The sequence below is a fragment of the Arthrobacter sp. 05L428 genome (assembly GCF_056397665.1).
Map to the genome: position 1 here is coordinate 70683 of NZ_JBFTNW010000006.1, position 14183 is coordinate 84865.

A 14183-nucleotide genomic window follows, 5' to 3' on the forward strand; every position below is an offset into this window, starting at 1 on the left:
GGGCCGCCGCCCCACCAACGGCGGCGGCCCCAGACTTCAGGAGTTACACATGAACACCACCCCCACCGCTACCCCCACGCAGCAGCTCTCCGACGCCGGCGTCTCCATCTGGCTCGATGACCTCTCCCGCGGCCGCCTCGCCACCGGCACGCTGCGCAAGCTGATCGAAGAGAAGAACGTCGTCGGTGTCACCACGAACCCGAGCATCTTCCACGCTGCCATCACCACGGGCACCGACTACGACGCCAAAATCAAGGAAATGGCAGCCGCCGGCGCCAGCGTCGAGGAGACCGTCTTCGCGATCACCACCACCGACGTCGCCGACGCCTGCGATCTGTTCGCCCCCGTGGCCGCCGCGACGAACGGCGTCGACGGCCGCGTCTCGATCGAGGTGGACCCGCGCCTCGCCTGGGACACCGCCGGCACCATCACCGAGGCCAAGGAACTCTACGGCCAGGTCAACAAGGACAACGTCCTGATCAAGATCCCCGCCACGATTGAAGGCCTCGAGGCCATCACCGCCACCCTGGCAAGCGGCATCAGCGTCAACGTGACCCTGATCTTCTCGCTCGAGCGCTACCGCGCCGTGATCAACGCGTTCCAGAGCGGGCTCGAACAGGCCAAGGAGAACGGCCACGACCTGTCCAAGATTCACTCCGTCGCGTCGTTCTTCGTCTCCCGCGTGGACTCCGAAATCGACAAGCGCCTCGACGCGATCGGCACGGACGAAGCCAAAGCCCTCAAGGGCAAGGCCGGCCTGGCCAACGCCCGCCTGGCCTACCAGGTCTACGAGGAGCTCTTCTCCACCGAGCGCTGGGCCCTGCTCGCCGAAGCCGGCGCCCGTCCGCAGCGCCCGCTGTGGGCCTCCACCGGCGTCAAGGATCCGGCCTACCCGGACACCCTGTACGTGACCGAGCTCGTCGCCCCCGGCGTTGTTAACACCATGCCGGAAAAGACCCTCGACGCCACCTACGACCACGGCGCCATCACCGGCGACACGGTCACCCGCGGCTACGACGACGCGAACGCGACCCTCAACGCGCTCGACGCACTGGGCATTTCCTACAACGAAGTCGTCGCCGTGCTCGAGTCCGAAGGCCTCGACAAGTTTGTGGCAAGCTGGAAGGAACTGCTGGCCGACGTCGAGGTCGCCCTCGCCGCTGCACGGAAGGACGCATAGTCCCCCATGACCACTCTCAGCTACGACGCCACGGGCGCCGCCCGCCAGGCGCATGAACAGCACCTGCCCGCCCTGCTGGAGGACCGGGTCGCCACCCGGATCTTCGCCAAGGACGCCACCCTGTGGGGTCCCGACGCCGAAGCCGAGGCCGCGGTCCGGCTCGGCTGGGTGGAGGCCGCCACCGTCTCCCAGCCGCTCGTGGCGGACGTCCTGGCCCTCCGCGACGCGCTCCGCGCCGAAGGCGTGACCCGGATTGTCCTGTGCGGCATGGGCGGTTCCTCGCTGGCCCCCGAGGTCATCGCCGGAACCGCCGGCGTCGGGCTGACGGTGCTGGACAGCACCGATCCCGAGCAGGTTGGCGCCGCCCTGGCAGACCGGCTCGAGCAGACCGCCATCGTGGTCTCCTCGAAGTCCGGCTCCACGCTGGAGACCGACTCGCAGCGCCGCGTCTTCGAGCATGCCTTCACCGAGGCCGGGCTCGACGCGAAGAGCCGGATCGTCATCGTCACGGACCCGGGATCGCCGCTGGACAAGGCCTCACGCGAAGCCGGCTACCGCGCCGTGTTCAACGCCGACCCCAACGTCGGCGGCCGGTACTCGGCACTGACTGCCTTCGGGCTGGTGCCGTGCGGACTGGCCGGCGTGGACATCCAGGCCTTCCTGGACGAAGCTGAAGAGACCGCCGAGATCCTCAATGACGACAGCGAGGAGAACATCGGCCTCGCCCTCGGCGCCGCGCTGGGCGGCACCAACCCGCTGCGCGACAAGATCGTGATCGCCGAGGACGGCTCCGGGATCGTAGGGTTCGCCGACTGGGCCGAACAGCTCATCGCCGAGTCCACCGGCAAGCTCGGCACCGGCGTGTTGCCGGTCGTCGCCGGTCCGGACGCGCCGGAGGTCACGGGCGGCGCCGCGGACGTGCTGGTGATCCGGCTGGTGGCAGCCGACGCCGACGTCGAACTGGGCGACAACGAGTCGGCCATCGCCGGCGGCCTCGCGGCGCAGATGATGACGTGGGAGTTCGCCACCGCCGTCGCGGGACGGCTGCTGGGCATCAACCCCTTCGACCAGCCCGACGTCGAGGCCGCCAAGGTCGCAGCACGCGGCCTGCTGGATGCGCAGCCCGAACCGACGCCGGCCAACTTCACCGACGGCGCGATCGAGGTCCGCGGCGGCACCTGGCTGGGCGACGCCGGCACCGCGGCCGAAGCGGTCAGCGCGTTGTTGGGCCAGCTTGGTACGGACGGCTACCTCAGCGTCCAGGCCTACTTCGACCGGCTCAACTACGCACCGCTCGAAGGCATCCGGGACGAACTGGCCGCCCTCAGCGGCCGCCCCGTCACCTTCGGCTGGGGACCGAGGTTCCTGCACTCCACCGGGCAGTTCCACAAGGGCGGCCCGGCGATCGGCGTGTTCCTGCAGGTCACCGCGGCCTCCGCGACGGACCTGCCCATCCCGGAACGCCCGTTCAGCTTCGGTGAGCTGATCTCCGCCCAGGCCGCCGGCGATGCGCAGGTCCTCAGCGAACACGGCCGGCCCGTGCTCCGGCTCCACCTCACGGACCGTGCCTCCGGCGTCCGCCAGTTGCAGCAGCTTGTCTCCTCGCTGGCCGGCACTTCATTTGCTGGCCGCCCAGCGTCCTCCACCGAAAGCTAAGGCACCACAGCAACCATGCCACTCTCGCAAAACGGCAGCCCTAAGTCCGCGGGCCGGGGGCGCAATCCGCTCCGGGACCCGCGGGACCGCCGGCTGAACCGCATCGCCGGCCCCTCCTCCTTGGTTCTCTTCGGCGTTACCGGTGACCTCGCCCGCAAGAAACTCATGCCGGCCGTCTACGACCTCGCCAACCGCGGGCTCCTGCCCCCGAGCTTCGCCCTCGTCGGGTTTGCCCGGCGGCAGTGGGAGAACGAGGACTTCGCCGCCGAGGTGAAGGAATCGGTCAAAAACTACGCCCGCACACCCTTCGACGAAACGGTGTGGAAGCAGCTCTCCGAGGGCATCCGCTTCGTGCAGGGCGAGTTCGACGATGACGACGCCTTCGAGCGGCTTAGCGAAACCATCGACGAACTCGACGAGCAGCGTGGCACCCGCGGCAACCACGCCTTCTACCTCTCCATCCCGCCGAAGGCCTTCGAACTGGTTTGCCGGCAGCTCTCCAAGCACGGCCTCGCCCAGGCCGAGGGCGACAAGTGGCGCCGCGTCGTGATCGAGAAGCCGTTCGGGCACGACCTCGAGTCGGCCCGGCAGCTCAACGACATCGTGGAATCGGTGTTCCCGCCCGATGCAGTCTTCCGGATCGACCACTACCTCGGCAAAGAGACGGTCCAGAACATCCTGGCCCTGCGCTTCGCCAACCAGCTGTTCGAACCGTTGTGGAACGCCAACTACGTGGACCACGTCCAGATCACCATGGCGGAGGACATCGGCACGGGCGGCCGCGCCGGGTACTACGACGGCGTGGGCGCTGCCCGCGACGTCATCCAGAACCACCTGCTGCAGCTGCTTGCCCTGACCGCCATGGAGGAACCGATCTCCTTCAACGCGGACGACCTCCGCGCCGAGAAGGAAAAGGTCCTGGCCGCGGTCCGGCTGCCGGAGGACCTCTCCACGCACTCGGCGCGCGGACAGTTCGCCGGCGGCTGGCAGGGCGGTGAGCAGGTCCAGGGCTACCTGGAGGAGGAAGGCATCCCCGCCGACTCCACGACCGAGACGTTCGCCGCGATCCGGGTGGACATCAACACCCGGCGCTGGAGCGGCGTGCCGTTCTACCTGCGGGCCGGCAAGCGGCTGGGGCGGCGGGTGACGGAGATCGCCGTCGTGTTCAAGCGCGCGCCCAACCTGCTCTTCCGTGACCACGGCGAGGACGACTTCGGCCAGAACGCCGTCGTCATCCGGGTGCAGCCCGATGAGGGCGCCACCATCCGCTTTGGCTCCAAGGTCCCCGGCACCCAGATGGAAGTCCGCGATGTCACGATGGACTTCGGGTACGGCCATTCCTTCACCGAGTCCAGTCCCGAGGCCTACGAACGGCTCATCCTGGACGTGCTCCTTGGCGAGCCGCCGCTGTTCCCGCGGCACCAGGAGGTGGAGCTGTCCTGGAAGATCCTGGACCCGTTCGAGGACTACTGGGCCAGCCTGAACGAACAGCCGGAGCCCTACGCCCCCGGAAGCTGGGGTCCCGCCTCCGCCGATGAACTGCTCGCCCGCGACGGACGGACCTGGAGAAGGCCATGATCGTAGATCTTCCCGACACAACAACCTCCAAGATCTCCAAGAAGATCATGGCGCTGCGCGAACAGGGCGGCGTGATCGCCCTGGGCCGCGTGCTGACCCTCGTGGTGGTGACCAAGTCCGGCCTCGAAGAGGAAGCCATCGAGGCCGCCAACGAAGCCAGCCGGGAACACCCCTGCCGGATCATCGTCCTCGCCGACGCCGGCGCCTCGGCGCCCACCCGGCTGGACGCGCAGATCCGGGTGGGCGGCGACGCCGGCGCCTCCGAGGTCATCCTGCTCCGCGGCTACGGCGAACTCGCGGAGGAAAGCGAATCCCTCGTGGCCGCGCTGCTCCTTCCGGATGCCCCGATCGTGGCCTGGTGGCCGCACGGTGCGCCCCGGAATGCCTGCGAGACGTCGATCGGCCGGATCGCGCACCGCCGCATCACCGACTCCGCAAACGAGCCGGACCCGTTGGCGGCGCTGGACAATCTCCGCAGCACCTACAAGGCCGGCGACACCGACCTGGCCTGGACCCGCCTGACCAACTGGCGGATCCAGCTGGCGGCAGTCCTGGACCAAGTGGACTCCTCGCCGGTCACCGCCGTCGCTGTCGAAGGCGCCTCGGACTCCCCCAGCACCCTGCTGCTCGCGGCATGGCTCACGCTGGCGCTGGACGCCCCGGTGACCATCGTCGCCGATCCGGCCGGCACCGGGATCCGGCGCGTGCGGCTGACCCGCACCGGCGGCGACGTGCAGCTGTTCCGACCCGGACTCACCGTGGCGGAATTGACCCAGCCGGGCCAGCCTGCCCAGCGCATCTCCTTGCCGCGCCGCAGCCTCAAGGACTGCCTGGCTGAGGAGCTCCGGCGCCTGGACCCGGACGAAGTCTTCGGTGAAGTGATTACTATTGGACTGCCACGTACCAACCTAAGGAGTGTCCGTCCCAGTGAGCGCTGACCCCAGAGTAAGCATCCATCCTGACTCGACCGTCCTGATGGCGGCGATCGCGGCACGCCTGATCACCAAGCTTGTGGACATCCAGGACAAGCACGGCGAGGCAACGGTGGTGCTTACCGGCGGCACGATGGGGATCGGCTCGCTCAAGGCGGTCGCCGAGTCGCCGGCCGCACAGGCGGTGGACTGGTCCAAGGTCAACTTCTGGTGGGGCGACGAACGCTTCGTCGGCTCGGACGACGCCGACCGCAACGCCCGCCAGGCGCACGAGGCACTGCTCTCGCACATCAACGTGGACCCCTCGCGCGTCCACGTCCCGGGCTCGACGGACGACTTCGGAACCCCTGAAGAAGCAGCGGCGGACTACGCGCGGCGGCTTGCCGAGGCGGCTGCGGCCGAGCACGCCGCCGATATGTCCGATGACCGTCCGGAGGAGCCCGGCGCCTTGCCGCGGCTGGACATCGTGCTACTGGGCGTCGGCCCGGACGCGCACGTGGCGTCCTTGTTCCCGGAGCAGGCCGGCATCCGGGAGAAGGAGTTGACCGTCGTCGGGGTCCGCAACTCCCCCAAGCCGCCGCCGGCCCGGCTCTCCCTCACGCTGCCGACGATCAACACCGCGAACGAGGTGTGGATGGTGGTGGCCGGCGATGACAAGGCCGGCGCCGTGGGCTTGGCCCTGGCCGGAGCCAACCCGGTGCAGGTGCCGGCGGCAGGGCCCCGTGGCCGGTTCCAGACGCTGTGGCTGATCGACGAGGACGCAGCCTCACGCGTCCCCGAGCAGCTCGTCCGGAAGGGCGCGTCGGGCGCGTAGCCGTTCAAGCGCTCCAGCCAGCACGTCTTCGGCGTCCTGGCTGGAGCGCCTTTCTTTAACGTACTCGAGGTGGCTCTTGAAACCCTCGGCGGGTTCGTCCTCCAGCGCGAAGCGGGACTCGTCCCGGGTGGCTGCTCCGCCGCAGCGGCGGCAGTCCCACACCCCGGGGATTTGCTCCTCAGGGAGCTTGGCGAACACGAGCGCTGTCTCGTGGCCTTTCGCGCACCGGTAGGTGACGCAGATCCGGGGCTGCGCCGCGCCCCCGTCGAGGGGCTCATGGCGGGCCGGGGCTCCGGCGATGGCACCGACGCGGATGCCCCTGAATCCGGAAGCAGAATGCAGCATCGGGAACTCCTGGCTACTCGGCTGGTGGATTGGCTTGCCAGCGACAGTGTAGTTCGGAGTTCCCGATGCGGGGAGGGCCGCAAGGCCCATATGAAGTTTTAGAAAACGGGGGTACTAGGAGTCGGCGCCGGTGCTGAAGCGCATCAGCAGGCCGAGGGCGATGATGACGACGCCCCAGGTGACTCCGAGGATGACCGTGAAGCGGTTGAGGTTCCGCTCGGCTACGCCCGAGGAGCTGAGCCCGGAACTCATGCCGCCGCCGAACATGTCGGACAGACCGCCGCCGCGCCCCTTGTGAAGCAGGATGAGCAAGGTCAGCAGGAGGCTGGTGATGCCCAGCAGCACCTGGAGAATGACATGAAGAACGTCCACTACGGCCTTTCAGAAGATGGGGATTGCGGGGGCCAAAGCTGTGTCCGGACTAATCCGTCAGCGTGTGACTCTCGAACCTGACAATATTAGCAAACTCGGCGGCGTCCAGGCTGGCACCGCCGACCAGCAATCCGTCCACGTCGCGTTCCTTGAGGATCGAGGCGGCGTTGTTCGCCTTCACCGAGCCGCCGTAGAGCAGGCGCGTCTTGGCGGCGACCGAGGCGTCGAAGAGGGTGGCGAGTTCGGCGCGGATCGCGGCGCACATCTCCTGGGCATCCTGCGGCCCGGCGACTTCGCCGGTGCCGATGGCCCAGACGGGCTCGTACGCGACCACCAACTCGGCCGCCTGCTCCGCGGTAAGGCCTTCGACGCCGGCCCGCAGCTGGGCAAGCGTGTGGTCCACGTGCGTGCCGGCCTGGCGGACTTCGAGCCCCTCGCCGACGCACAGCACGGGGGTCATGCCGTGGCGGAAGGCCGCCTTGGTCTTGGCGTTGAGGACCTCGTCGGACTCGTTGTGAATGGTGCGGCGTTCGCTGTGGCCCACCAGGACGTAGCGGCAGCCGAGCTTCGCGAGGAACTGTCCGGAAATGTCCCCGGTGTAGGCGCCGGAGTCGAACTGCGAGAGGTCCTGGCCGCCGTAGACGACGTCCAGCTCGTCGCCCTGGACGAGGGTCTGCACGCCGCGGAGATCGGTGAACGGCGGGAACACGGCGACCTCCACCCGGCTGTAGTCGTGTTTGGCGTCGGACAGGGTCCAGGCCAGCTTCTGCAGGAGGGTGATGCCCTGGACGTGGTCCATGTTCATCTTCCAGTTGCCCGCGATGAAGGGCTTGCGGTCGAACTTGCCGTGGGTTGACGTTGTCACGTGATCTCCAAAAGATTCGTAGCAGTGAAAGAGCCGGCAGGGTGCCCGCCTTGCGGGCCGGGCACCCTGCCGGCTGGAGGTTCTAGCGGTCCAGCACGCTCAGGCCGGGAAGTTCCTTGCCTTCAAGGTATTCCAGGCTCGCGCCGCCGCCGGTCGAGATGTGCCCGAACTGGTCATCGGCGAAGCCCAGGGTCCGCACCGCGGCGGCGGAGTCCCCGCCGCCCACGACTGTAAATGCCGCGGTTTCCGTGAGGGCCTTGGCAACGGCCCGCGTGCCGCCGGCGAAGGCCGGGAACTCGAAGACGCCCATGGGCCCGTTCCAGAAGACCGTCTTGGCTCCGTTGATCCGCTCTGCGAAGGCGGCTGCCGAATCCGGGCCGATGTCCAGGCCGATGCCGGAGGCACCAAAGCTGCTGGACTCGATGGCGTCGGCTGACACCGTTTCGTGGTCGGCGTCGGCGGCGAACTTGCTGGCCACCACGACGTCGGTGGGGACAACGAACTCGGTGCCGGCGTCGGCGGCGCGCTTGAGGTAATCCTGGACGACCGGGATCTGGTCCTCTTCGAGCAGGCTGCCGGCGACCTTGTGGTCGGCGGCGGCAAGGAAGGTGAACAGCATGCCGCCGCCCACCAGGATGGTGTCCGCCTTGCCGATCAGGTTGGCAATCACGGCGAGCTTGTCCGAGACCTTGGAACCGCCCAGCACGACGACGTAGGGCCGCTGGGTGTCGGTGGTCAGCTTGCGCAGCACCTCCACCTCGGTGCGGACCAGGTCGCCCTGGTAGGACGGCAGCCGGGTGGCGACGTCGTACACGCTGGCGTGCTTGCGGTGCACGGCACCGAAGGCATCGTCAACGAAGGCGCCGTTGTCACCGGTGAGGGCGACCAGCTCGTCCGCGAAGGCGCCGCGTTCGGCGTCGTCCTTGGACGTCTCGCGGGCGTCGAAGCGGACGTTTTCGAGCACGAGGGCTTCGCCGTCCTGCAGTGCGGCGGCGGCCGCCTTGGCGGATTCACCGACCGTGTCGTCAGCGAGCGAGACCTTGAAGGACGCCAGCTCTGCCAGGCGCGCCACGGCGGGCTTGAGCGAGTACTTCTCCTCCGGGGCGCCCTTGGGGCGGCCGAGGTGTGCCGTGACCAGCACGCGGGCACCGGCGTCCGTAAGCTTCGACAGCACTGGCAGGGAGGCCTTGATCCGGCCGTCGTCAGTGACTGCAGAGCCGTCGAGCGGCACGTTCAGGTCACTTCTGACCAGAACGTACCGCCCGCGGACACCATCAGCGATCAGTTCGTCGAGGGTGTGGAATGTCATGGGTCTTACCCTAGCCCAGCTTCGACGCGACGAGCTCCGTAAGGTCGACGAGGCGGTTGGAGTAGCCCCACTCGTTGTCATACCAGGAAACAACCTTGACCTGGTTGCCGATCACCTTGGTCAGGCCGGAGTCGAAGATGGACGACGCCGGGTCCCCGACGATGTCCGAGGAGACGATCGGCTCATCGGTGTAGGTCAGCAGGCCCTTGAGCTCTTCGGTCTCGGACGCGGCCTTGAGTGCGGCGTTGACTTCCTCGACGGTGGTCTCGCGGGAGACGGTCACGGTGAGGTCGGTGGCGGAGCCGGTGGGGACCGGGACGCGGATGGCGTAGCCGTCCAGCTTGCCCTTGAGCTCCGGCAGCACCAGGCCGATCGCCTTGGCTGCGCCGGTGGAGGTGGGAACCATGTTGATGGCGGCGGCGCGGGCGCGGCGGAGGTCCTTGTGCGGGCCGTCCTGCAGGTTCTGGTCAGCGGTGTAGGCGTGGATGGTGGTCATCAGGCCGCGCTCGATGCCGAAGGAGTCGTTGATGACCTTGGCCAGCGGGCCGAGGCAGTTGGTGGTGCAGGAGGCGTTGGAGATGATGTTGTGCGCGGCGGGGTCGTAGAGGCCGTCGTTCACGCCCATCACGATCGTGATGTCCTCGTCCGAGGCGGGGGCGGAGATCAGGACCTTCTTGGCGCCGGCGTCGATGTGCTTCTGCGCATCGGCGGCCTTGGTGAAGAAGCCGGTGGACTCGATCACGATGTCCACGCCCAGCTCGCCCCAGGGGAGCTTGGCCGGGTCACGCTCGGCAAGGACCTTCACGGTCTTGCCGTCGACGACGATGTTGCCGTCCTTGACCTCGATGGTTTCGGCCAGGCGGCCGCCGACGGAGTCGTACTTGAAGAGGTGTGCGAGGGCTTCCGGGCTGGTGAGGTCGTTGACTGCAACGATCTCGAGGTCTGCTCCCTGGGCCAGGGCGGCGCGGAAGTAGTTGCGGCCGATGCGGCCGAAGCCGTTGATACCAATACGTGTCGTCACGTTTTCAGTCTCCTTGGTGCTCTATCAAGCACGATTAGTTGAGTAGGCGTTCAAGCCAACTAACAGATCCCGCACGCCATTGGGCAGAGATGATTACCAGATCGGAGGGCGACCAGCCACGTTGCTGAAGGCTAACCGCCTTCCGTGATCCATCTTACGTTTAAGTGGACCCGCCCCCGCAAGTGCGGGGGCGGGCAGTCCACGTTTCGGGCCGAACGGCTCGAAATGTGAGCTTTGTTACAGCCTGGTTTCGGCTAAGCGCCGGTTTCGACTGTCCTAGAGGGTGATCAGGCCGGTGGCGTTCTTCCGGGCGGCGTCGAAACGCTTGGCGACGTCGGCCCAGTTCACGATGTTCCAGAAGGCCTTGACGTAGTCGGCCTTGACGTTGACGTAGTCCAGGTAGAAGGCGTGCTCCCACATGTCCAGCATCAGCAGCGGCGTGGTGCCCAGCGCGACGTTGCCCTGCTGGTCGTAGAGCTGCTCGATGACAAGGTTGCCGCCGATCGGCTCGTAGGCGAGGAAGCCCCAGCCGGAGCCCTGCAGGCCCAGCGCCGCGGCGCTGAACTGGGCGCGGAAGGCGTCGAAGGAGCCGAAGGCGTCGTCAATCGCGGCCGCGAGCTCGCCCTCGGGCTTGTCGCCGCCGTCCGGGGAAAGGTTCTTCCAGAACACGGAGTGGTTGATGTGGCCGCCGGTGTGGAACGCGAGGTCCTTGGAGAGGCGGTTGATGTTGGCGAAGTCGCCCTTTTCGCGTGCCTCGGCCAGCTGGGCCAGCGCGTTGTTGGCGCCGGCCACGTAGGTGGCGTGGTGCTTGCTGTGGTGCAGCTCCATGATCTTCGCAGAGATGTGGGGCTCCAGCGCGGCGTAATCGTAGTCAAGTTCGGGCAGTACGTACTCGGTCACAAAATCCTCCAATGTCGTGGACGTGTTCGTCCGGTTTTGCTAACTCTCGGATTGTGCATCCGGATGGTTGGACACCCGGAAGTCTGTGGATGTGGATCCAGTGGGCATAGCCTCCGGTCCTGCTGAGGTATTCCCGGCCGTCGGATCCGATTCTGTCGCTGAATCCCCGCAGTGGCTACTCGTCGAGCATTTCCGGCGTCACGTTCGCCTCGGTGCCGGGAATGCCGAGGTCCTGCGCCCGTTTGTCCGCCATCGCCAGGAGCCGTCGGATCCGGCCGGCGATGGCGTCCTTCGTCATCACCGGGTCGGCGAGCCGGCCCAGTTCGTCCAGGCTGGCCTGCTTGTGGGCCACACGCAGTTCGCCGGCGTATTTCAGGTGGTCCGGGACGTCGTCGCCGAGGATCTCCAGTGCCCGGTCCACGCGGGCCCCCGCGGCGACGGCCGCCTGCGCCGAGCGGCGCAGGTTGGCGTCGTCGAAGTTGGCCAGCCGGTTGGCGGTGGCGCGGACTTCCTTGCGCATCCGCCGCTCCTCCCAGACCATCAGCGCGTCGTGGGCGCCCATCCGGGTCAGCAGCGCCGCGATGGTGTCGCCGTCGCGGATCACGACGCGGTCCACTCCCCTGACCTCCCGTGCCTTGGCCTGGATGCCGAGCCGGCGGGCGGCGCCAACGAGGGCGAGGGCCGATTCCGGCCCGGGGCAGGTGACCTCCATGGCGGAGGAGCGGCCGGGCTCTGTGAGCGAGCCGTGGGCCAGGAACGCGCCGCGCCAGACCGCCTCGGCGTCGGCGGCGGAGCCGTTCACCACCACGGAGGGCAGGCCGCGGACGGGCCGGCCGCGGGCATCCAGCAGGCCGGTCTGGCGGGCGAGGGCCTCGCCGTCGCGCACCACCCGCACCACGTAGCGGCTGCCGCGGCGCAGGCCGCCGCCGGAGACGACGATGATTTCGCTCTGGTGCCCGTAAACCTCGGCAATCGCGGCACGGAGCCGGCGGGCGGTCGAGGCCAAGTCCACCTCGGCCTCAATCACAATCCGGCCGGAGATGATGTGCAGGCCCCCGGCGAAGCGGAGCATGGCGGACACTTCAGCCTTGCGGACCGAGGACTTCTTGATGTCCAGCCGGGAAAGTTCTTCCTTGACTGATGCTGTCAGTGCCATGGCACCTTTCCTACCTGTTCCCGAAAATGTCGTGGTACGCCGTTGCCAGGCGCAGCGGGTCGTGGATCGGCCGGCGGCTCGACGCCCCTACTTTACCCAAGACCACCTCTGCTCCGAGCATCCCGGCCGCCCGCTCGAACTCCGGGAGGTCCGGCACCGACGCGGGGTCCGCCAGCACGACGTCGACGCTGAAGTCCGGTGCGTAGTCGCGCAGCACGCGCAGGTGGTCCGCTGCGGACATTCCGAGGGTCTCCTTGGTGTCCGTGGCGAGGTTCATCGTGAGGCAGCGCCGCGCCTCGGTCTTGCACAGCGCATCGCGCATCTCCGGCAGCAGCAGGTGCGGCAGCACCGAGGTGTACCAGGAGCCGGGGCCCAGGACCACCCAGTCGGCGAGTTCGATCGCGGTCAGCGCCTCGACGCAGGCCGGGGCCGACTCGGGCAGCAGCCGGACGGCTTCCAGCGAACCCGCGACGGCGCACTTGGCCTGTCCGCGGACGGTCTGCAGCCCCGACGTGCCGTCGGGCTTCCCCACCCGCACCTCGCCTTCGATGGTGAGCGGGGTGGTGGACATCGGCAGGACCTGGCCCCGGGCGCCGAGCAGCGCCCCGGCCCATTGCAGCCCGACGACGGCATCCCCGAGCAGTTCCCAGAGGGTGACGATCAGCAGGTTGCCCATCGCGTGTTCGTCGAGCGAACCGCCGCGGCCCTTGCCGGGTTTGAACCGGTGCTGCATGACATCGCGCCAGGTCCGACCCCAGTCGGTGTCGTCGCAGAGTGCGGACAGGGCCATCCGCAGGTCACCGGGCGGCAGGACGCCGTACTCGTCACGCAACCGGCCGGAGGAACCGCCGTCGTCGGCGACCGTTACGATCGCGGTCAGTTCCGAGGTGAGCAACCGCAGGGCGGAAAGTGAAGCGGAAAGGCCGTGGCCTCCGCCGAGGGCGACCACGGAGGGGCCTTTGTCCTGCTGGCCGGCGGAGGCCGCACTGGCGGCCGGCACCAGGGGCAGCGGCCCGGTCAGGAGCGCCATTACTCGCGGCCCAGATCCCGGTGCGTAGTGGTGACCGTGACACGCGGGTACTGGGCAAGCCGCCGCGAGAGTTCAACCGCCACGGCGACGGAACGGTGCTTGCCGCCGGTGCAGCCGACGGCGATGGTCGCGTAGTGCTTGTTTTCGCGCCGGTAGCCGTCCAGGACTGGTTCGAGGGCCAGCACGTAGCGCTCCACAAAGTTGTTGACGCCCTCCGCCTCGAGCACGTAGTCGCTGACGTCCTTGTCGAGCCCGGTGTGCGGGCGCAGTTGCGGAACCCAGTGCGGGTTGGGGATGAAGCGGGCGTCGGCGACGAAGTTGGCGTCCACCGGCAGCCCGTACTTGAAACCGAAGCTCATGACGTTCAGGCGCAGCGCCACCGGACCGGTTTCGCTGAACAGTTCGGTGATGGCGGTCGCGAGGCCGTGGACGTTGAGTGTCGAGGTGTCCAGCACAATGTCCGAGGATTCGCGCAGCTCATGCAGCAGCTCGCGTTCCGCGGCGATGCCGTCGAGGATCCGGCCGCCGCCCTGCAGCGGGTGCGGCCGCCGGCCCTGTTCGAAGCGCCGGACCAGGACGTCGTCGCTGGCGTCGAGGAACAGCACCCGGAAGGTGACGCCGCTGGCTTCGAGGTTGCGCAGCGCGGCGCGGATGTCCGCGAAGAGGTCCTTGCTGCGGACGTCGACGACGACGGCGAGTTTGGAGATGGAGCCCGGGGCGTGGGAGACCAGCTCGGCGAGCGTGCCGAGCATCTGGGGCGGCAGGTTGTCCACCACGTACCAGCCGTGGTCCTCGAGGGCGTCCGAGGCGGTGCTCCGACCGGCCCCTGACATCCCGGTCACCACGAGCAGTTCCGCCTCGATCGGCTTGACGGGGGTCAACCCGTCCGCCTCCATGCCGGATCCTGCCGTTGACTCTGTCATCAGTCGTGCCCCATCTCTGCTGTCTGCTCTGCCGTGAGGCCGGCGCACGCGGCAGTTGCCTGCCCGCCGTGCGCCGTACCTCAGCTCCTTACCCTAGCTAAG

14 protein-coding genes are annotated in these 14183 nt (G+C 68.2%); 5 read left to right on the forward strand and 9 right to left on the reverse strand.

What is annotated here, in order from left to right; translation table 11 throughout:
• Positions 1–49 precede the first annotated feature (49 nt).
• The 5 genes from tal to pgl are packed head-to-tail and all read left to right on the forward strand — an operon-like array spanning position 50 to position 6160.
• The gene (gene tal / locus AC1DH3_RS12200; protein ID WP_441418691.1) at positions 50–1180 is read left to right on the forward strand and encodes a transaldolase; all 1131 of its coding nucleotides are present in this window, start codon (positions 50–52) and stop codon (positions 1178–1180) included.
• Between the two features lie 6 nt (positions 1181–1186).
• A complete protein-coding gene (locus AC1DH3_RS12205) occupies positions 1187–2836 on the forward strand; it encodes a glucose-6-phosphate isomerase (protein ID WP_476892583.1) in 1650 nt (549 codons plus the stop codon).
• A 15-nt stretch (positions 2837–2851) separates the two neighbouring features.
• The gene (gene zwf / locus AC1DH3_RS12210) at positions 2852–4414 is read left to right on the forward strand and encodes a glucose-6-phosphate dehydrogenase (RefSeq protein ID WP_441418689.1); all 1563 of its coding nucleotides are present in this window, start codon (positions 2852–2854) and stop codon (positions 4412–4414) included.
• The gene (locus AC1DH3_RS12215; protein ID WP_441418688.1) at positions 4411–5352 is read left to right on the forward strand and encodes a glucose-6-phosphate dehydrogenase assembly protein OpcA; all 942 of its coding nucleotides are present in this window, start codon (positions 4411–4413) and stop codon (positions 5350–5352) included. Before zwf ends, AC1DH3_RS12215 begins: the two co-directional genes overlap by 4 nt.
• Positions 5342–6160: a 6-phosphogluconolactonase gene (pgl, locus tag AC1DH3_RS12220; protein WP_476892584.1), complete on the forward strand. Its 819-nt coding sequence runs from the start codon at positions 5342–5344 to the stop codon at positions 6158–6160. Before AC1DH3_RS12215 ends, pgl begins: the two co-directional genes overlap by 11 nt.
• Here pgl and AC1DH3_RS12225 read toward each other — a convergent pair.
• The 9 genes from AC1DH3_RS12225 to rapZ form a co-directional block, all read right to left on the reverse strand.
• The gene (locus tag AC1DH3_RS12225; RefSeq protein WP_476892585.1) at positions 6113–6505 is read right to left on the reverse strand and encodes an RNA polymerase-binding protein RbpA; all 393 of its coding nucleotides are present in this window, start codon (positions 6503–6505) and stop codon (positions 6113–6115) included. The genes pgl and AC1DH3_RS12225 overlap by 48 nt on opposite strands.
• 114 nt (positions 6506–6619) lie before the next feature.
• A complete protein-coding gene (secG, locus tag AC1DH3_RS12230; RefSeq protein WP_175323316.1) occupies positions 6620–6877 on the reverse strand; it encodes a preprotein translocase subunit SecG in 258 nt (85 codons plus the stop codon).
• Between the two features lie 49 nt (positions 6878–6926).
• Positions 6927–7742: a triose-phosphate isomerase gene (gene tpiA, locus AC1DH3_RS12235; RefSeq protein ID WP_476892586.1), complete on the reverse strand. Its 816-nt coding sequence runs from the start codon at positions 7740–7742 to the stop codon at positions 6927–6929.
• 82 nt (positions 7743–7824) lie between these two features.
• Positions 7825–9051: a phosphoglycerate kinase gene (locus AC1DH3_RS12240; RefSeq protein ID WP_476892587.1), complete on the reverse strand. Its 1227-nt coding sequence runs from the start codon at positions 9049–9051 to the stop codon at positions 7825–7827.
• A 10-nt stretch (positions 9052–9061) separates the two neighbouring features.
• A complete protein-coding gene (gene gap, locus AC1DH3_RS12245) occupies positions 9062–10072 on the reverse strand; it encodes a type I glyceraldehyde-3-phosphate dehydrogenase (protein WP_441418683.1) in 1011 nt (336 codons plus the stop codon).
• Positions 10073–10348: 276 nt separating this feature from the next.
• Positions 10349–10972 (reverse strand): superoxide dismutase, encoded by a 624-nt coding sequence (locus tag AC1DH3_RS12250; protein WP_175323312.1) that lies wholly within the window; start codon positions 10970–10972, stop codon positions 10349–10351.
• A 175-nt stretch (positions 10973–11147) separates the two neighbouring features.
• A complete protein-coding gene (whiA, locus tag AC1DH3_RS12255) occupies positions 11148–12128 on the reverse strand; it encodes a DNA-binding protein WhiA (protein WP_066438143.1) in 981 nt (326 codons plus the stop codon).
• Between the two features lie 10 nt (positions 12129–12138).
• The gene (locus tag AC1DH3_RS12260; protein ID WP_476892588.1) at positions 12139–13158 is read right to left on the reverse strand and encodes a gluconeogenesis factor YvcK family protein; all 1020 of its coding nucleotides are present in this window, start codon (positions 13156–13158) and stop codon (positions 12139–12141) included.
• A complete protein-coding gene (rapZ, locus tag AC1DH3_RS12265) occupies positions 13158–14081 on the reverse strand; it encodes an RNase adapter RapZ (RefSeq protein ID WP_175323310.1) in 924 nt (307 codons plus the stop codon). The genes AC1DH3_RS12260 and rapZ overlap by 1 nt, the downstream gene beginning before the upstream one ends.
• Positions 14082–14183: the final 102 nt, after the last annotated feature.